This window comes from Alcaligenes sp. CHO6 (assembly GCF_037120595.1).
GTDB lineage: Bacteria > Pseudomonadota > Gammaproteobacteria > Burkholderiales > Burkholderiaceae_B > Alcaligenes > Alcaligenes ammonioxydans.
Genome location: NZ_JBANCI010000001.1, coordinates 328,511 through 345,850, shown reverse-complemented (window position 1 = coordinate 345,850; position 17,340 = coordinate 328,511). Strand labels below are relative to the sequence as shown.

The 17,340-nt window shown below is 57.8% G+C and carries 14 protein-coding genes and 1 pseudogene; 11 read left to right on the top strand and 4 right to left on the bottom strand.

Annotated elements, in window-relative coordinates; genetic code table 11:
• The first annotated feature begins 18 nt into the window (after window positions 1-18).
• The gene (locus tag V6936_RS01565; RefSeq protein WP_301605883.1) at window positions 19-1,779 is read left to right on the top strand and encodes an ArnT family glycosyltransferase; all 1,761 of its coding nucleotides are present in this window, start codon (window positions 19-21) and stop codon (window positions 1,777-1,779) included.
• A gap of 9 nt (window positions 1,780-1,788) precedes the next feature.
• Window positions 1,789-3,210 (top strand): MATE family efflux transporter, encoded by a 1,422-nt coding sequence (locus V6936_RS01560; RefSeq protein ID WP_003802793.1) that lies wholly within the window; start codon window positions 1,789-1,791, stop codon window positions 3,208-3,210.
• 208 nt (window positions 3,211-3,418) lie between these two features.
• Here the strand turns inward: V6936_RS01560 and V6936_RS01555 are convergent, their stop codons facing one another.
• The 4 genes from V6936_RS01555 to V6936_RS01540 all read right to left on the bottom strand — a co-directional run bounded on the left by V6936_RS01555 (window position 3,419) and on the right by V6936_RS01540 (window position 8,529).
• Window positions 3,419-4,681: a quaternary amine ABC transporter ATP-binding protein gene (locus V6936_RS01555; RefSeq protein WP_131070720.1), complete on the bottom strand. Its 1,263-nt coding sequence runs from the start codon at window positions 4,679-4,681 to the stop codon at window positions 3,419-3,421.
• Window positions 4,678-5,535, bottom strand: a complete 858-nt coding sequence (locus V6936_RS01550; RefSeq protein ID WP_003802789.1) for an ABC transporter permease — start codon at window positions 5,533-5,535, stop codon at window positions 4,678-4,680. Before V6936_RS01550 ends, V6936_RS01555 begins: the two co-directional genes overlap by 4 nt.
• Window positions 5,536-5,699: 164 nt before the next feature.
• The gene (locus V6936_RS01545) at window positions 5,700-6,743 is read right to left on the bottom strand and encodes an ABC transporter substrate-binding protein (RefSeq protein WP_003802787.1); all 1,044 of its coding nucleotides are present in this window, start codon (window positions 6,741-6,743) and stop codon (window positions 5,700-5,702) included.
• 547 nt (window positions 6,744-7,290) lie between these two features.
• A complete protein-coding gene (locus tag V6936_RS01540; RefSeq protein WP_003802786.1) occupies window positions 7,291-8,529 on the bottom strand; it encodes a class I SAM-dependent methyltransferase in 1,239 nt (412 codons plus the stop codon).
• Window positions 8,530-8,879: 350 nt separating this feature from the next.
• Between V6936_RS01540 and V6936_RS01535 the strand changes: the two genes are divergently transcribed.
• From V6936_RS01535 to V6936_RS01495, 9 genes and pseudogenes are all read left to right on the top strand, one after another.
• The gene (locus V6936_RS01535) at window positions 8,880-10,028 is read left to right on the top strand and encodes a Bcr/CflA family multidrug efflux MFS transporter (protein ID WP_336579275.1); all 1,149 of its coding nucleotides are present in this window, start codon (window positions 8,880-8,882) and stop codon (window positions 10,026-10,028) included.
• A gap of 140 nt (window positions 10,029-10,168) precedes the next feature.
• Window positions 10,169-10,405, top strand: coding sequence for a 50S ribosomal protein L28 (gene rpmB, locus V6936_RS01530; RefSeq protein WP_003802782.1), 237 nt, complete (start codon window positions 10,169-10,171; stop codon window positions 10,403-10,405).
• A 35-nt stretch (window positions 10,406-10,440) separates the two neighbouring features.
• Window positions 10,441-10,608 carry a 50S ribosomal protein L33 gene (rpmG, locus tag V6936_RS01525; protein ID WP_003802781.1) on the top strand — a complete coding sequence of 56 codons (168 nt, stop codon included), beginning with the start codon at window positions 10,441-10,443 and terminating at the stop codon, window positions 10,606-10,608.
• 210 nt (window positions 10,609-10,818) lie between these two features.
• Entirely contained in the window at window positions 10,819-13,476 is a 2,658-nt protein-coding gene (gene leuS / locus V6936_RS01520) for a leucine--tRNA ligase (RefSeq protein WP_240209420.1), read from the top strand.
• 2 nt (window positions 13,477-13,478) lie between these two features.
• Window positions 13,479-14,111 carry an LPS-assembly lipoprotein LptE gene (locus V6936_RS01515; RefSeq protein WP_003802779.1) on the top strand — a complete coding sequence of 211 codons (633 nt, stop codon included), beginning with the start codon at window positions 13,479-13,481 and terminating at the stop codon, window positions 14,109-14,111.
• Between the two features lie 2 nt (window positions 14,112-14,113).
• Entirely contained in the window at window positions 14,114-15,175 is a 1,062-nt protein-coding gene (holA, locus tag V6936_RS01510) for a DNA polymerase III subunit delta (protein ID WP_003802778.1), read from the top strand.
• Between the two features lie 68 nt (window positions 15,176-15,243).
• Window positions 15,244-16,539: a glutamate-5-semialdehyde dehydrogenase gene (locus tag V6936_RS01505; RefSeq protein WP_131070721.1), complete on the top strand. Its 1,296-nt coding sequence runs from the start codon at window positions 15,244-15,246 to the stop codon at window positions 16,537-16,539.
• A gap of 3 nt (window positions 16,540-16,542) precedes the next feature.
• Complete coding sequence (locus tag V6936_RS01500) at window positions 16,543-16,959, top strand: CopD family protein (protein WP_003802776.1); 417 nt, start codon at window positions 16,543-16,545, stop codon at window positions 16,957-16,959.
• A 10-nt stretch (window positions 16,960-16,969) separates the two neighbouring features.
• Window positions 16,970-17,340: pseudogene (locus V6936_RS01495) on the top strand (DNA methyltransferase); the annotation flags it as partial.

Genomic DNA, 17,340 nt, shown 5'->3' with positions numbered 1-17,340 from the left:
GACTGTTTTACCCTAGACGTGTCATCCAGCCTCATACCCACCTCCACCCCTGCCCGCCTGACCGCCACCGCTGCCGTCAAACTCCCCCGCCTGGTTCTTCTTGTTGTTGGGACCATCTATATTCTTGCGGGCCTGTTTTTTCGTGACCCCTGGAAAGCAGACGATGTCATCGGGCTGGCGACCATGTTGACCGCTTTGTCTGACCCCAGCGGTCAGGCCCTGTTGTTGCCCCAGGTAGGAGATCTGGCCCATGCCCAGGACGGCCCACTGAGCACCTGGCTGGGTGCCCTGTTCATCACGCTCTTTGCCCCCCTGCTCAAACTCTTCACCTCCGAGCTGAATGCCAACATCGTGGCATCCCGCCTGCCCAATCTGCTGTGGTTCGGCATGCTGGCGGCCTCGGTCTGGCACAGTGCATACTGGCTGGCCCGCCGCCCAGAGGCTCAACCGCTGCGTCTGCCCTTCGGAGGCGAGCCGTCCTCCACCGCATATGGACGCATGATTGCCGATGCCACCTTGCTGCTGACCGTTGCAACCGTGGGCATCATCTGGCGCATGCACGAAACCTCGGAAGTGCCGGCCATCATCGCTTTGCAGGCACTGGCTTTATACAGCCTGGTGCGCATGTTCGACCGCCCGGCATCGGGGGCGATCATGCTGGGCCTGTCCCTGGGCGCCTGCTTCCTGACCCGTGGCTGGCTGGGAGCCGGCCCCATCATGCTGGCAACCGTTTTGTGCTTTATTCCCCGGGGCCCCTTGCGCCAGCATAGCCAATGGCTGGCCCTCAGTGCCGTCCTGACGCTGGCAATCATCATGGCATGGTGGATACCCGCCAAACGGGTCAGCGTGTATTGGACCGAGCAATGGCGTCTTTGGCATCTGGCCGCCTGGGGGTGGGCCGGCTTCAAGGAGCAGTTGAACAACCTGCGCGATCTGCTGTGGTTCCTCTGGCCGATCTGGCCTTTGGCCTTGCTGGCGCTGTGGCAATGGCGCAGTTGGCTCAAGGCGCCCCACATTTATGTGCCCGCCATCAGCTTTCTGATCCCCTTGCTCAGCCTGCTCTTCATGCGCGATGCTTTCGAGCCAGAATATGCCTTGCTGGTGGTTCCCTGCGCCATTCTGGCTGCCTTCTCGCTGCCCACCTTGCGTCGGGGGGTCATCAACACCCTGGACTGGTTTGCCATCATGTGTTTCTCACTGACGGCAGCCACGGTCTGGCTGGGCTGGATCGCCCAGCAAACGGGCTGGCCACGGCAGATTTCACACAATATTGCCCGCCAGACCCAGGGATACGACACGTTCATCTCCTGGCCGGTCATGATCATTGCCGTGCTCGGCACGCTTGCCTGGATTGCGCTGGTGCGCTGGCGGCTGTCAAGCAATCCGCCTGGCTTGCTGCGCGGTACCGTCTTGTCGGCGGGTGGCCTGATTACGACCTGGCTCCTGCTGGTCACGCTGTGGATGCCTTCGTTAGACTACGTACGTAGTTACCGCGAAGTGTCTGGCGAATTGTCCGCGGCTTTGCGTGAACACAAGCAGCCCGGCGAATGCCTGCGCTCCTGGGGACTGGGCTCGGGACAACGGGCCTCCTTCCTGGTGTTTGACAACATCAACATCAACTTCGACAATCGCTGCTCCCTGGTACTGGAACAGTTCTCCTTGCGCGATCTGCAGGACGGCAAGGCCCCTATTCCGGACAATGCCGTCCAGCTCTGGCAAGGCAAACGCGGGCCAGATCGTCACGAAGCATTTCGTCTGCTGCGCATACAGGCTCACTAAGTTTTCATCATGTCCTCCGTGTTTCATCACAACTGGAAGGGTCAGGCAGGCCAGATCCTGCGCCAGGCCTGGCCCGTGCTGGTCGGCTCCTGGGCAGGTATCGCTTTTGGCGTTCTGGATACGGTGATGGTTGGCCACAGCAGCGCCATAGACCTGCAGGCCATGGGCCTGGGCGTTTCCATTTACATCACCGTTTTTATCGGTTTAATGGGGGTCATCCACGCCCTGATCCCGATCATTGCCCAGCAATTTGGCGCACGCCGCCTTACAGAAGTGGGCCGCTGGTGGGGGCAAGGAGTATGGCTGGCCCTTTTGCTCACCCTGATCGGCACCTTGGGGCTGGCGTTTCCGGATATATGGCTGCGCTGGTCAGGTGACCTGAGCCCTGAGGTTCATGAGCGGGTCACCTGGTATCTGCGCAGCCTGATACTGGCCTTGCCCGCCGCTCTGGTGTTCAGGACAATTTACTGCCTGGGGACGGCAACCTCGCATCCCAAGGCGGTCATGTTGATCAACCTGTTCAGCGTGGCCTTCAAGGCTCTATTCAACTGGGTGCTGATTTTTGGCAAACTGGGTTTGCCGGCAATGGGTGCCGTAGGCTCAGGTCTGGCGACCACGGTCGTATCCTGGCTGATGCTGGCCGCCGGCCTATGGCTGCTACGTGCCGACCGCTATTACCAACCCTTTAGCCTCAAACTGGGCCTGCCCACCTGGGCAGCACAGAAAGAACTGCTGCGCCTGGGTCTGCCCATGGGCGGCTCTTACCTGATTGAAATCTGCGCCTTCAGCTTCATGGCCTTGCTCGTCGCGCGTGAAGGTGTATTTGCGTCTGGCGCTCACCAGATCATGGCCAATCTGGCCGCCGTCTGCTTTATGGTGCCTATGGCAGTGGGCGTAGCAGCCGCCTCAGTCAGCGCACAGGCGATTGGCGCGGGACAGTTTCATCGTGCCCGCCATGTGGGCATGTTAAGCCTGGCCATCGTACTGGCCGGGGTTGCCCTTACCATTACCTTGCTGGTGCTGCTGCGACCCAGCCTGGCCAATGCCTACACCGACGATCCCGATGTCGCCCTGCTGGCCCTGCTCTTGCTGCAGCTACTGCCTTTCTTCCACTTTTGCGATGCGTTCCAGTGCCTGATCTCCTATCTGCTGCGCGCTTACAAAGTGGCTTTTGTACCCATGCTGCTGCAGTTTTTCGCCTTGAGCGTGCTGGGCCTGGGTGGAGGCTGGTGGTTTGGTTTTGGCCCAGGCGCCGGAGCATTGGACAGTATCATTCAATGGCTGGCACCCGGCGCTCCCCTAGGCGCCGCAAGCCTGTGGACCATGGCCAGTCTGGGATTGGGAGCCTCCGCCTTGCTGCTGCTGTTCTGGTACAGCCACATATTGCGTCTCTACAATCCCGCGCGGCGCAAGACTTGCACCCATCAATAGGCAAGAGGCTGCCGCTTAGCGCCTTGAGCTCGCCGCACTTATAAAAGGGCGGGTAAAGGCGCCCCTGAGTTGGGAGGAACAGGCACCCCTACCAGTGGGGGCCGACAAACCCATCCGGTACTGCCTGCAGCACGAAGAACCCAGCAAGAAAAGGGCCTGTTAGGAAACAGGCCCTTTTCTTGTTTGCTGCGGCACAACAACACGTTCGTCAACGCACTTGGCTGCCCTCAATGGCCTCCAGAACTGCCGCCGTATCGTCTTTGACGGTGTTAGGTGATGCCTCGACCGCATCAATGAGGGGGCTAACCAGATCCACTACCTTGCTGCGCGAGAGCAAACCCAGAAACTCGTCGTTCTCACCGGTAACCGCCAAGGGCTCGCTGCTACGCAGCAATTGACCGAGAATCTCATCCAGTCCCATGGTGGCAGGTACCGAACTCATCTCATCTACGAACGCGGAAATATCCCGCGCACCTTGCTGCACAGCTTCCTGCGCCCGCGAACGCATCAGCACGCCCGCCAAGCGTTTGCCATCGAGCACCGGTGCATAACGCACGCCGCGCTCGCTCAAACGCTCAAGCGCATGAACCGCCCGGGTACGCATGGTAAAGGTCAGGGTCTTGCTGGAATCGCGCACGGCATGGGCGGCATTGAGCACTTTGCTGCGGTTCACGTCCTGCAGGAACGCCTGAACATAATCGCTGGCCGGTGACAGAAGGATGTCCTCGGGAGACCCTTCCTGAATCAGCTCGCCATCTTTCAGAATGGCTATCCGGTTCCCCAATCGCAGGGCCTCGTCAAGATCATGCGTAATGAACACAATGGTCTTGTTCAAACGAGCCTGCAGCTCCAGCAACTGATCCTGCATTTCGCGCCGAATCAAGGGGTCCAAAGCCGAGAAGGCCTCATCCATCAAAAGGATGTCGGCATCGGTTGCCAGGGCACGAGCCAGACCCACACGCTGCTGCATACCGCCAGACAACTGGTGCGGATACTGCCTTTCAAAGCCCTGCAACCCAACCTGCTCAAGCCAATACGTGGCTTTTTCTTCGCGAGCCGCGCGCCCCATGCCTTGTACCTGCAGGCCATAGGCCGCATTTTCCAGCACGGTGCGATGCGGAAACAGACCAAAGCGCTGAAAGACCATGCTGATCTTTTGCTGACGGAACTGCATCAGTGCCTTGCCGTCCAGACTCATCACATCCACATCGTCCACCAGAATTTGCCCGGCAGTTGGCTCAATCAACCGGTTGAAGTGGCGGATCAAGGTGGACTTACCCGAACCGGACAAGCCCATAATGACGTAAATGCTGCCGTGCTCAATAGACAGGCTGATGTCACGCAAGCCCAGGGTATGGCCGCTTTTTGCCAGCAGTTCGTCCTTGCGCACACCATTGCGAGCCTCATCGAGCCAGCGCTCGGGTTGAGAGCCGAAGATCTTGTAAATATTGCGCACTTCAATCTTGCTCATGAGGCCTCCCGAGTCTGAAAGCGACGGCCGAACTCTTGCGTAATCCGGTCAAACAGGATGGCCAGCAGCACAATACCCAGGCCAGCCATCAGGCCACGGCCCACTTGCAGGCGGTTAATGCCTTGCAGCACTTCGTAGCCCAGCCCGCGCACACCAATCATGGAGGCGATCACCACCATGGCCAGGGCCATCATGGTTGTCTGGTTGATGCCGGCCATGATGTTGGGCATGGCTAGAGGCAATTGCACGCCATAAAGCTGCTGCCAACGATTGGAGCCGAAAGAGCGAGAGGCTTCCAGCACTTCGCTGTCGACCAGGCGTATACCCAGATCGGTCAGGCGAATGACGGGAGCAATGGCATAAATAATCGTGGCAATCAGTGCGGCGATCTTGCCCAGATTGAACAACATCACCACGGGGATCAAATACACAAAGCTGGGCATGGTTTGCATCACATCCAGCACCGGCATCATGATACGACGCAGCCAATTGAAGCTGGCCATCAGCAAACCCAGCGGTATGCCTATCAGCACAGACAGAAAAACGGCCACAATCATGAGCGCCAGGGTCTGCATGGCCGCATCCCACAGGCCAATCAGGCCGATCACAAACAACATGGCCCCCATGGCCACGGAGAACAGCACACGGCGGCTGGCCAGCCAACCGAGCAGAACCACCACCAGCACCACGGCCCACCAAGGGCTGCTGCGCAGGACCGACTCCATGAAAACCAGCATATCCAGCAGGGGCTGGGTCATGGCCCGCAGGGTACTGGAATAATTGGCCACCAGATCGCCAACGAACTGATCGATGGGCAAACGTAAGGCGCGCGGATCAATCAACTCAGGAAACATAAAAAACACTCCGTAAAACTCGTGCTTGCAGCGCGGGCTTGTGGCCCGGCCATGATCCTGCCGACCCAGGACGGGCCAGGCAGAAAAGCGAGGTACGGCTCGGTTCCTGCACCCAGACAGGATGCAGCCACCAAGGCCGGCCTCGCCCTACACCATCACGAATACTAAAGAGCGGCTTTTACGCGCTGAGCCACTTCCATAGGCACCCACTTGGACCAGGTGTCCTCGTGTTCTTTCAAGAACCAGTGCGCCACATCTTCGGGTTCACCTTCGGTTTTTTCCATGTGCGCCATGGTTTCGTTCATCAGCTCCAGGGGCATGCTGACATTGGCCAGGAAAGCCGTCAGTTCGGGAGCCTGCTTGGAGAATTCCGTATTCACGGCCGTGAATACCGGGTTTTCGGGGTAGTCACTAGGCTCTGGATTGGCACAATTGGGGTCGGTCAGACACCCATGCTTTTTCTCGTCGTAAGCCGGCAGTTCCAGCTTGACCAGATCCATGGAGCCCACCAGTGGCGTGGGGTACCAGTAGTAGAACACCACGTTTTCCTTGCGCTGATACGCAGAAGTCAGCGCAGCCTTCTGGGTGGCACCGGTACCGGGCGAGAACAAGGTGTAGGTATCCCCCAACTTCAGGGCATTGAACAAATTGCCACTGACCACTTCACATCCCCAGCCTGCCGGGCAGCCATAAAAACGGCCTTTACCAGGCTCTTCCGGGTCCTTGAACTCATCCTTGAATTTGGGCAGGTCGGCTGCCGACTTCAGTTCGGGCAGGCGCTCAGCGGTATAGCGTGGGATGAACCAGGCTTCGCCGCCCATATAGATGTCGCCAATACGTTTTACATTTCCCTTGGCCTCGGCCTGTTTCCAGGGGTCAGCCACACTGTTGAGCCAGATTTCCGAGTTGACATCCAGGTCGCCTCGCTCCAGTGCAGCCAAGGCCGGGAGCGTCTCGACCGAGACGACCTCGGTCTTGCAGCCATAACCTTTGTCAGCGATAAAACGCTCAACTTCAGTCAGGACCAGATTCGATTCCCAATTCATGCCACCAAAGCGGACTGCGCGGTCCAGCTCGCAGGCTGCCGGACTTGCCGCCTGCGCGGCAGAGGACAGCCCCAGCAGAAGGCTGGTCAGCACAGAGGCTTGAATCAGGGGAAAACGGTGCAAGCGCGACTTGGCACCGGCGTGAGGGAAGTATGAAGACATGATGCTCCTCCTTGAGTTACTGTGGACGCGTCCTGCATGATCAGTCGGCGCCAAGGCTAAAGGGGTGTGCGGAAGACGATGCTCTTATCGCCAATACATACCTACGTAAAGAGCGAGTGCCAGGCACTCACGAAAAACCCGGAACGGTCAGGGGGTCAAGCCCCTTTTTCCTACCGCTCCCTGCCTTGACCGAAACAACACGGCTGGGCCAGGGTTACACCGCGCGGGGCGATGATTGCTGCGAACAAAACACGCTGTTCGGGCGGTTCTGAATCGAATTGATGAATCTGATAAGGAGGCCATTCTACGGCCCTTTGCAATCAAAAACAAATTCTTACCGTATAAAAACCGAAAAAACAGCGAATATGTCAATGGTAAAAACACAACAAAACCCTTGTTTGACGTGGTTTTAGCCATTTTATGAATTTTTTTTTGTTACTTATTAATTCAAAATCTCAGGAACGAAGCGCTGCTAGGGTCGTTACGTGCACGAGAAAAACAAATGACAAGGCATCAAACCTTGTCATTTGCCATTTAAAACAAGAGGTTAGCGCTGGTACATATAATCCCGGCGCCATGGATACATCAAGTTCGGCGCGTAATCCAGCTCCTGCGCCCTGACAGCGCTTTGTGCCTGAGCCAAAACCTGATGAAGCGCAATCCAGCCGTGCTCAAACCCCATCGCGCAGCCGGCCAAGTACACCCGGTAGGCACGCAGGGACTTTTCCCCCTGCTCGGAATTAAGGGTTGCCCTGGCTTTATCCAACTGTTTCTCCAAGGCGTCGCTCCAGGCCCATAAGGTACGGGCATAGTGAGGGCGCAAATTCTCAATATCCAGCCCCTCCAAGCCTCCCTCGGCCAAGTGACGCAAGACGTGACTGATATGGGTCAGCTCTCCACCAGGGAAAATATATTTCTCGATGAAGTCGCCCATTCCCGCTCCCAGCTGGCTATTGTCAACCCCACCGGCGGTAATGCCATGATTGAGAATCAGCCCCCCTGGCTTTACCAAACGCCGCAGCTTGTCAAAATAGGCGCTGAGCTGAGCGCGGCCCACATGCTCGAACATCCCCACCGACGCCAGTTTGTCATACGGTTTGAGTTCATCCAGCTCGCGATAATCGAGCAACATCATGCGGGCCCGGCCCGACAGGCCTTTTTGCTCGATCAGCCCGTTCACATAGGCATGCTGGTTACGAGACAGGGTGATGCCTGTTACATCCACATCGTAGTTTTCGGCGGCCCACATCAACAATCCACCCCATCCGGCCCCTACATCCAGAAAGCGCTCACCGGGCTGCAAGCGCAGCTTGCGGCAAATGAGATCCAGCTTTGCTTCCTGAGCCTGCGCCAGCGTCATGTCCGGTTCACGATAATAGGCGCAGGAATAGACCCGGCGAGGGTCCAGCCACAAGGCATAGAAGTCGTCCGACAAATCATAATGAAACTGAATCTGCCTGGCGTCCTTTTCCTGAGTGTGACGCCACACGGAGGTCAAGTGCTTGATGATCGAAGTCAGCCAGCCTGCTTGGGCTGCATCAACAGGCGAACCGGGCAAAATATCGGCGGCCAGTTGCATCAGATCCCGCATGGAGCCTTCAAAATCCATGCGCCCTTCCACATAGGCCTCGCCCAACTGACCCGATTGTCCGGCAGCCAACTGCGCCAGCGTCGCATTGTCCTTGATGCTCAGATGCACTGACGCATTGGCATCGCCCACCTGTTCCCCGCTAGGCAGGGTCAGCCGAACCGGAATGCTGAGCTGATCGAGTTTGGCCTGGACCATTGATGAAATTGAACTCAACTTCGCCTCCTTGTATGTAAACAAACAAAGATGACGATGTGTCATCTGTGTCGACACACCGCCCGTAAGCCGTCAATCCTGTAGCCTAATACATCTTGACCCTAAATCCGTTGCACTAAAGTCACGGACCGTGTACTTCAAACCTAAAGCACTTACGCCGAAATTGATCGTCCCCCATGCTAAACTGCCTGCCTTTGGCCCTTTGCATCGGCTTGTATTGATGCGCGGCAGACGGTAGTGGGTTCAGGCTCTCGGCCAGGATCTGCCTCACCTTAATACTTGGCCCGATGACACGCAACCACTCTCCTGCATTTCCTCCCTGGCTCGTTTTGATGGGGCTGCTCACTGCCCTGGGCCCCCTGGCCATTGATATGTACCTGCCCGCCTTCCCGGCGATGGCCCAGGGCCTGAATACCTCGGCGGGCATGGTAGAGCGCACGCTGGCCGGTTTTCTGCTGGGCGTGGGCCTGGCGCAACTGGTCTATGGCCCCATGGCAGACCGCTTCGGGCGTAAGCGGCCGCTGCTGCTTGGCGTCCTGCTCTTTACATTGGCCTCTTTTTTCTGTGCTCGCGCCAGCACGATTGATGAGCTTACTGTCTGGCGCATTATCCAGGCCTTTGGGGGCGCGGCCGGTATGGCGATCCCACGCGCGGTCATCCGCGATCGCTTTGAAACCCGGGAAGCCGCCCGCGCCTTGTCCATGCTAATGCTTATCATGGGAGTGATGCCTATTCTGGCGCCTCTGATCGGCGGCCAGATCCTGCTGTTCAGTGACTGGCGAGGCATTTTCTTCTTCATGACCGGCAGTGGCATCTTGCTCTGGTTGCTGACTTTTTTCACCATGAAAGAGTCGCTCGCTCCCGAGCGTGTGCTGCCATTGCAACCTAAATTGATCGCTCATAATTACAGCGCCTTGCTGCGCGACCGGCCCTTCATGTTTTATTCCCTGGCTGCCGGTTTCAGTTCTGCGGGCATGTTTGCCTATATCGCCGGATCGCCCCGCGTCTTTATTGATTTATTTTCTGTCGAGCCGCGTCATTTCGGTTTTTATTTTGGCGCCAATGCCGCCTGTCTGATTGTTTTCTCTCAAATCAGCGCCCGTTTGCTCAATACGTATAGCCCACCCACTTTGTTGCGCGTGGCACAGGGACTGCAGGTGATCTTTACCCTGCTGGGTGCCATTTTGACCCTGCTAGGCATGCTGGACCTGACCTGGTTGATGGTGACCTTAATGGGCTTTATGGCGTGTCAGGGTTTTGTAAACCCCAACTCCGCCGCCCTGGCCCTGTCCGAACAGGGCCATCGCCTGGGAACCGCCTCCGCCCTGATGGGAGCCTTGCAAATGCTATGTGGCGCCCTGGCCGGTTTTGCAGTCAGCAGTTGGGCATCTCCCGATGCCCTGCCCCTGACCGCGGTCCTGGCCGGCTGTGGTGTCTTATCGTGGCTGTTTGGCCGCAATGCAGCAAGGAAAGCACGGTAAAACTTGATCTAAGTGATTTTTCCATATTAGAATAATCTTCTTTGTACCCCAGCACTGGGGTTAACACGATCCTAATTTTACAATCGCCCGCGGCTTTTTTCGTTTAGCGGAGGCTGATTTAGATCTCAAGGGGTATGACCATGGCACGCGTATGCCAAGTGACCGGAAAAGGCCCAATGTCGGGCAACAATGTTTCGCACGCCAACAATAAGACCAAGCGTCGCTTCCTGCCAAACCTGCAGTCCCGTCGTTTCTGGGTTGAAAGTGAAAACCGCTGGGTTCGCCTGCGCGTTTCCGCTAACGCTATCCGCACCATCGACAAGAACGGTATCGACTCCGTTCTGGCCGAAATGCGCTCCCGCGGCGAAAAGTACTAAGCTGCGCTTCTTAAACATTTAACCAGGAGCTCATCATGGCAAAAGGTATACGCGAAAAAATCAAACTCGAATCGTCCGCCGGTACGGGTCACTTCTACACCACCACCAAAAACAAGCGCAACATGCCTGAAAAGATGGTGATCAAGAAATTTGACCCCGTCGTTCGCAAGCACGTCGAGTACAAAGAAACCAAGCTGCGTTAATTCGCGCCCGCTCCTGCAGCGGATTGGTTTTCAAAAAAGCCCCTGCCCTGCAGGGGTTTTTTTTGCCCTTCACAGGCTGCTGTGACATGCCCGCCTCCTGTCTGCCATTACGCTCATGCACACTGCCCGCCTTGCAGCCGTCCACAGCGAGATTTGCCCCGTATAATGGCGGATACTCCTTTACTTCTGTCTAAAACGGTATTGCCACTCATGCAGGAACGTTACAACCCCAGCGAGGTCGAACAACTCGCTCAGCAAAACTGGACCGATCGGGACGCCTATCGTGCCGTCGAGAACGCCACCGCTTCGGATGGCTCGCTCAAACCCAAGTTTTACGCATGCTCCATGCTGCCCTACCCCAGTGGCAAGCTACACATGGGCCACGTGCGCAACTACACCATCAACGACATGATGGCGCGCCAGCTACGCATGCGCGGTTTTAACGTTCTCATGCCCATGGGCTGGGATGCTTTTGGCATGCCCGCCGAAAACGCCGCCATCAAGTCACAAGTGCCGCCTGCCAAGTGGACTTACGACAATATCGCCTACATGAAAAAGCAAATGCAGGCGATGGGGCTGGCAATCGACTGGTCGCGCGAAATGTGTGCCTGCGATCCCGAATACTACAAATGGAACCAGTGGCTGTTCCTGAAGATGCTGGAAAAAGGCATTGCCTACCGCAAGACCCAGACGGTGAACTGGGACCCAGTGGACCAAACCGTTCTGGCCAACGAACAGGTTATTGAAGGCCGTGGCTGGCGCTCCGGTGCGCTGGTTGAAAAGCGTGAAATCCCCGGCTACTACCTGCGCATTACCGATTACGCCGAAGAGCTGCTGGATACCGTGAAAACCGGCCTGCCCGGATGGCCCGAGCGTGTACGCCTGATGCAGGAGAACTGGATCGGCAAGAGCCAGGGTGTACGCTTTGCGTTCCCTCACGACATTCGTGACGAGCAAGGCCAACTGATTCAGGACGGTCGTCTGTACGTGTTCACCACCCGCGTGGACACCATCATGGGCGTTACCTTCTGTGCGGTTGCTCCTGAGCACCCGCTGGCTGCCCTGGCTGCCCGCAACAATCCCGAGCTGACGGCCTTTATTGAAGAATGCAAGAAAGGCGGCACCACGGAAGCCGACATGGCTACCCGCGAAAAAGAAGGTCTGCCGACCGGCCTGAGCGTCAAGCACCCCCTGACGGGCGCGGACGTTCCTGTCTGGGTCGGTAACTATGTCTTGATGAGCTACGGTGACGGTGCCGTGATGGGCGTGCCTGCTCACGACGAGCGCGACTTCGCCTTCGCCCTGAAATACCAATTGCCTATCAATCAGGTCATTGGGGTAGAAGGCAAGGAATACGACGCCACCCAATGGCAAGACTGGTACGGCGACAAGCAGCAAGGTCAAACCATCAATTCCGGCAAGTACGACGGCCTGACGCACGTCGCGGCCGTGGATGCCATTGCCGCAGACCTGAACGCCAAGGAACTGGGCGAAAAACAAACCACCTATCGTCTGCGCGACTGGGGCATTTCCCGTCAGCGTTACTGGGGCACCCCGATCCCGATCATCCACTGCGACGATTGCGGACCGGTTCCTGTTCCAGAAAAAGATCTGCCCGTGGTCTTGCCCGAAGAGCTGATTCCCGATGGCAGCGGCAACCCGCTGAACAAGCATGACGCCTTCCTGAAGTGCGCTTGCCCTTCTTGTGGCAAACCCGCACGCCGTGAAACAGATACCATGGACACCTTTGTGGACTCGTCCTGGTACTTCCTGCGCTACACCACACCCAATCTGAACGATTCCATGACCGATCCACGCACCGATTACTGGATGCCCATGGATCAGTACATCGGTGGTATCGAACACGCTGTGCTGCACTTGCTGTACGCCCGCTTCTGGACCAAAGTCATGCGCGACATGGGCCTGGTCAAGATTGACGAGCCCTTCACCCGCCTGCTGTGCCAGGGCATGGTGCTGAACCACAGCTACACCCGCCGCACCCCACAAGGGGGTATCGAATACTTCTGGCCTGAAACTGTCGAAAACGTTTACGACGAAAAAGGCGCGATTATCGGTGCCCGCTTAAAGAGCGATGGTCAGCCCGTGCAGTACAACGGCATTGGCACCATGTCCAAGTCCAAGAACAACGGCGTGGACCCTCAATCCCTGATCGACACGCTGGGTGCGGACACCGCCCGCCTGTTCATCATGTTCGCCAGCCCGCCAGAACAGACGCTGGAGTGGTCTGATTCGGGTGTGGATGGCGCCAACCGCTTCCTGCGTCGCCTGTGGGCCTTCTGCTACAACCACGCCGATGCGCTGCGCGCCGGCAACGCCCAAGCTACCGATTGGAGTGATCTGGACGCCGCTGCCAAGCGCGCACGCCTGGAAATTCACTCGCTGCTCAAGCAAGCCAATTACGATTACGAGCGCATTCAATACAACACGGTTGTTTCGGCGTGCATGAAAATGCTCAACACGCTGGAACAGACGCAGTGGGAAGACACACCGGCAGCACAACGTGCGCTGGCCGAGACCACCTCCATCCTGTTGCGTGTTCTGTACCCGGTTGTCCCCCACATCACCTGGCAGTTGTGGCGTGAGCTGGGTTGGGCTGATACGCTGGGTGATCTGCTCGATGCAGCCTGGCCCGACGTTGATGAACAGGCCTTGATTGCCGACGAAATTGAACTGATGCTGCAAGTCAACGGCAAGCTGCGCGGCTCACTGGTCGTGCCTCAGGGAGCAGAAAAAGCCGCCATTGAACAAGCCGCTGCCCAACACGCCGCCGTGCTCAAGTATTTGGAAGGCCGCCCTGCCAAACGCATTATCGTCGTGCCCGGCAAACTCGTTAACGTCGTAGGTTAATCATGCACTCAGCCCGCCTGTTTTCTTCCAGCTCCATGTCTGCTCCTGCACCCAGGTTCTGGGGACTGGCGGGCCTGATCGTCCTGCTCAGCCTGGTGTTGACCGCCTGCGGTTTCCATCTGAAAGGCGTGTCTCCGCTGCCGTTTGACACGCTATACACGAACATTACGGACAACAGCGCTTTTGGCGCGAACCTGCGCCGCACTTTATCGGCCAGCTCGCCGCAGACCCGCTTTGTTGAGCGCCCGCAAGAGGCAGAGGCCCTCTTGCAACAGCTCTCGCTCAACCGTAATCAACGTGAGATCTCCATCAACGCCAAAGGTCAGGTGGAAGAGTACGAGCTGCAGCTGACCTTCGTGTTTGAACTGCTGGACGCCAAGGGCCGCCCCATCCTGCCTCCCACCACCTTGAACGTGATTCGAGAGGTGCCTTATGACGCTGAAGCGGTTCAGGCCAAAGACAGCGAGATCGAGATGATTTTCCGTGACATGGAACAGTCACTGATCAACCGAATCGTGCGCCGCCTGAGCTCTCCCGATGTCGCCAGCGCCTACCACTTCCTGCGCAGTCAGCCCGAGGCCAGCTCGATGGAAGAGATGGAACTGCTGCCCGCGCGAGAACAGGCGCCGTTGTAAGTATGGGACGCAGGGCCGACCACGACACCTTGCTGCGCGAACTGGCTACGCCATCCGCCGCTTTCCAACCACTTTATGTGGTGTCTGGCGACGAGCCCCTCTTGCTGGTTGAAGCAGCCGACGCGGTACGCGCCCGTGCCCGTCAGGATGGTTTTACAGAACGCAGCAGCTTTACGCTGGATGCACGCGCAGACTGGTCCCAGCTATTTGCGGTGGCCCAGAACATCTCCTTGTTTGGCGATCAAAAGCTGGTGGATATCAACATCCCCAGTGGCAAACCCGGCAAACCGGGGGGCGACGCCCTGCAAAAACTGTGCGAACTGATTAGCGGTGGCCAGATGGACGGCACCAGCTTTCTGATCCAACTGCCCAGATTGGACAAGGCCACGCGCAACAGCAAATGGTGTCAAGCTCTGGAACAAGCGGCCTACTGGGTTGAAATTCAGCCCATCAGTCGCCACTCCCTGGCGGGCTGGATTGCCCAGCGCCTCCAGGCTCAGGACCAAAGCCTGGAGCGCAACAGCCTGGAATGGATGGCTGACAAGGTTGAGGGCAATCTGTTGGCTGCGCATCAGGAAATCCAGAAACTGGCCCTGATTTACCCACCTGGACAGCTCACCCAGCAAGAACTGGAGAGCGCGGTACTGAATGTGGCACGATACAGCGTGTTTGATCTGCGCGACGCCATGCTGGCGGGCCATAGCCAACGGGCGCTCACCATACTGGATGGCTTGCAGGCAGAAGGCGAGGCCTTGCCTCTGGTCTTGTGGGCCGTGGGTGAAGAGGTCCGCACCCTGGCGCGCCTGTCGCAAGCGCGTCAGCAAGGGATGGATTTATCCAACCTGTTTCGTCAATACCGCATTTTCGGTCCGCGTGAAAAACTGGTACGCCAGGCGCTGGATCGCATCCCGCCCCACAGCTGGCCCGCCTCGGTTCTGCACGCCCACGATATAGACCGTTTGATTAAAGGCCTGCACCCCAACGGACGTCAGCAAGACCCGTGGGAAGAAATGCGCCGCCTGACCATGCGTATCGCGGTCGCGACACAAGCGCCCCGTCGCTAAGCGTCCAATACCCCTTAATGTCTTAATTGTTGCGATAATGCTCTCTTGAACCGGAGAGTTACACGGCTATGAACGATATCACCCAGTCCTCTGCCGCCACCCAGGTCGGCGATCTGTCCTCCATGATGCAAGATTTGGGCAAGCGTGCCCAGCTTGCTGCACGCCGCATGCGCGCCGCCACCGGCAAAGCCAAGGCTGACGCCCTGCGCTACATGGCTGACGCCCTGATTGAACAAAAAGCCCAGTTGCAGGCGGCCAACGAGCTGGACCTGCAAGCGGCACGTGAACGTCAGATTGCCCCGGCCATGATCGAGCGTCTGGCCCTGTCCGACCGTGCCCTGGAGATCATGACCACAGGCCTGCGTCAGATTGCCGACATGGACGATCCGGTCGGACAGATCAGCGCCTCGCGTACTCGCCCCAACGGGATGCGCGTCGCCCAGATGCGCGTGCCATTGGGCGTGATCGGCATCATTTACGAATCGCGCCCCAACGTGACCATTGACGCCGCCGCCCTGTGCCTGAAATCGGGCAATGCCACGATTTTGCGCGGTGGCAGCGAAGCATTCCACTCCAACCAGGCTTTGGCGCAGATTATTTCCAACAGTCTGGAGCGCGCCGGATTGCCCAAAGACGCCGTGCAAGTAGTGCCCACGACCGACCGCGATGCCGTCGGCCTGCTGGTGACCATGAATGACTACGTGGACGTCATCGTGCCGCGTGGTGGCAAAAGCCTGATCCAACGCCTGAGCGCCGAAGCAACCGTGCCGCTGATCAAGCATCTGGATGGCAACTGCCACGTATACGTGGACGAGTTCGCCGATCTGGAAAAAGCCAATCGTATTGTCTTTAATGCCAAAACCTACCGCTATGGTATTTGCGGCACGATGGAGACCTTGTTGGTTCACCGCAGCATTGCACCTGCTTTCCTGCCGGAAATGGCCCGCCAACTACAGGAAAAAGGCGTGGAACTACGAGGCTGTGAGCAGACCCGTGCGCTGGTCGCCAATGTCGCTCCCGCTACCGAAGAGGATTGGGAGACCGAGTTTGCCGCGGCCATACTGGCCGTACGCATTGTGGACTCCATGGATCAAGCCATGGACCATATCGCTCAGTACAGCTCCGAACACACCGAATCCATTGTGACGGAAAACCTGAGCCAGGCCGAACGTTTCCAACGTGAAGTCGATTCCAGCTCTGTCATGGTAAACCTGCCCACCTGTTTTGCCGACGGCTTCGAGTATGGCCTGGGAGCCGAAATCGGCATTTCCACCAACCGTCTTCATGCCCGTGGTCCAGTCGGCCTGGAAGGGCTGACGACTTATAAATGGGTGTTGCACGGCAACGGCCAGATGCGTGGTTAAATGATGCTTTGGCTAAAGACCTTTCACATCCTGTTTGTGACCTCCTGGTTTGCCGGGCTCTTCTACCTGCCCCGCATTTATGTCAACCTGGCCCAGGAGCACGACCCCAAAACCCATGAAACGCTGCTGGGCATGGCTCGACGCCTGTATCGCTTCATGGCGCCCCTAGCCGTCCTGACCTTGCTGACGGGCCTGGGGCTGTTTTTGTATTACGGCATAGGCAAAGGACAGGGATGGATGCACGCCAAGCTGACCCTGGTTCTGGTTCTGTTTGCCTTTCACGGTGTGTGCGGACGCTATCTGCGGCAGTTCCAGCAAGGACAGCAAAACCGCTCACACGTATTCTTCCGCTGGTTCAATGAAATTCCGGTCATCGTTCTGCTGCTGGTCCTCATCCTGGTGGTTATAAAACCCTTCTAATACCTTATTCATGTCAGACCAATCTGAACGCAAGACACTAAGCCTGAACCCAGGCGCCAAAAAGAAAGCCAGCAACGCGGAACCCCGCGTGCGTTCGGGTGCACGCGCCCGAGCAGCCAGCCTGCAGCAGGACCGCCAGGGCGGTGCCCAACGAGAGGCCCGTCCCTACGTAGAAAAGCGCGATCAGGAGCGCCGTGAACGCCCCGCATTCAACCGCGACCGCGACAGCCGCCCACAATCCGGTGAGCGTCGTGAGTTCTCCGGTGAACGCCGCGAACGCCCCGCATTTAACCGTGACCGCGACAGCCGCCCACAATCGGGTGAACGTCGTGAGTTCTCCGGTGAGCGCCGTGAACGCCCCGCATTCAACCGTGACCGCGA

Excerpts from the sequence above, each read along its gene's own strand:
- rpmB (WP_003802782.1), top strand. The coding sequence starts at position 10,169 with ATGGCACGCGTATGCCAAGTGACCGGAAAAGGCCCAATGTCGGGCAAC.
- V6936_RS01500 (WP_003802776.1), top strand. The coding sequence starts at position 16,543 with ATGCTTTGGCTAAAGACCTTTCACATCCTGTTTGTGACCTCCTGGTTT.
- V6936_RS01555 (WP_131070720.1), bottom strand. The coding sequence starts at position 4,681 with ATGAGCAAGATTGAAGTGCGCAATATTTACAAGATCTTCGGCTCTCAA.
- V6936_RS01560 (WP_003802793.1), top strand. The coding sequence starts at position 1,789 with ATGTCCTCCGTGTTTCATCACAACTGGAAGGGTCAGGCAGGCCAGATC.
- V6936_RS01515 (WP_003802779.1), top strand. The coding sequence starts at position 13,479 with ATGCACTCAGCCCGCCTGTTTTCTTCCAGCTCCATGTCTGCTCCTGCA.
- V6936_RS01505 (WP_131070721.1), top strand. The coding sequence starts at position 15,244 with ATGAACGATATCACCCAGTCCTCTGCCGCCACCCAGGTCGGCGATCTG.
- V6936_RS01535 (WP_336579275.1), top strand. The coding sequence starts at position 8,880 with ATGGGGCTGCTCACTGCCCTGGGCCCCCTGGCCATTGATATGTACCTG.
- V6936_RS01550 (WP_003802789.1), bottom strand. The coding sequence starts at position 5,535 with ATGTTTCCTGAGTTGATTGATCCGCGCGCCTTACGTTTGCCCATCGAT.
- rpmG (WP_003802781.1), top strand. The coding sequence starts at position 10,441 with ATGGCAAAAGGTATACGCGAAAAAATCAAACTCGAATCGTCCGCCGGT.
- V6936_RS01545 (WP_003802787.1), bottom strand. The coding sequence starts at position 6,743 with ATGTCTTCATACTTCCCTCACGCCGGTGCCAAGTCGCGCTTGCACCGT.
- V6936_RS01540 (WP_003802786.1), bottom strand. The coding sequence starts at position 8,529 with ATGGTCCAGGCCAAACTCGATCAGCTCAGCATTCCGGTTCGGCTGACC.
- holA (WP_003802778.1), top strand. The coding sequence starts at position 14,114 with ATGGGACGCAGGGCCGACCACGACACCTTGCTGCGCGAACTGGCTACG.
- leuS (WP_240209420.1), top strand. The coding sequence starts at position 10,819 with ATGCAGGAACGTTACAACCCCAGCGAGGTCGAACAACTCGCTCAGCAA.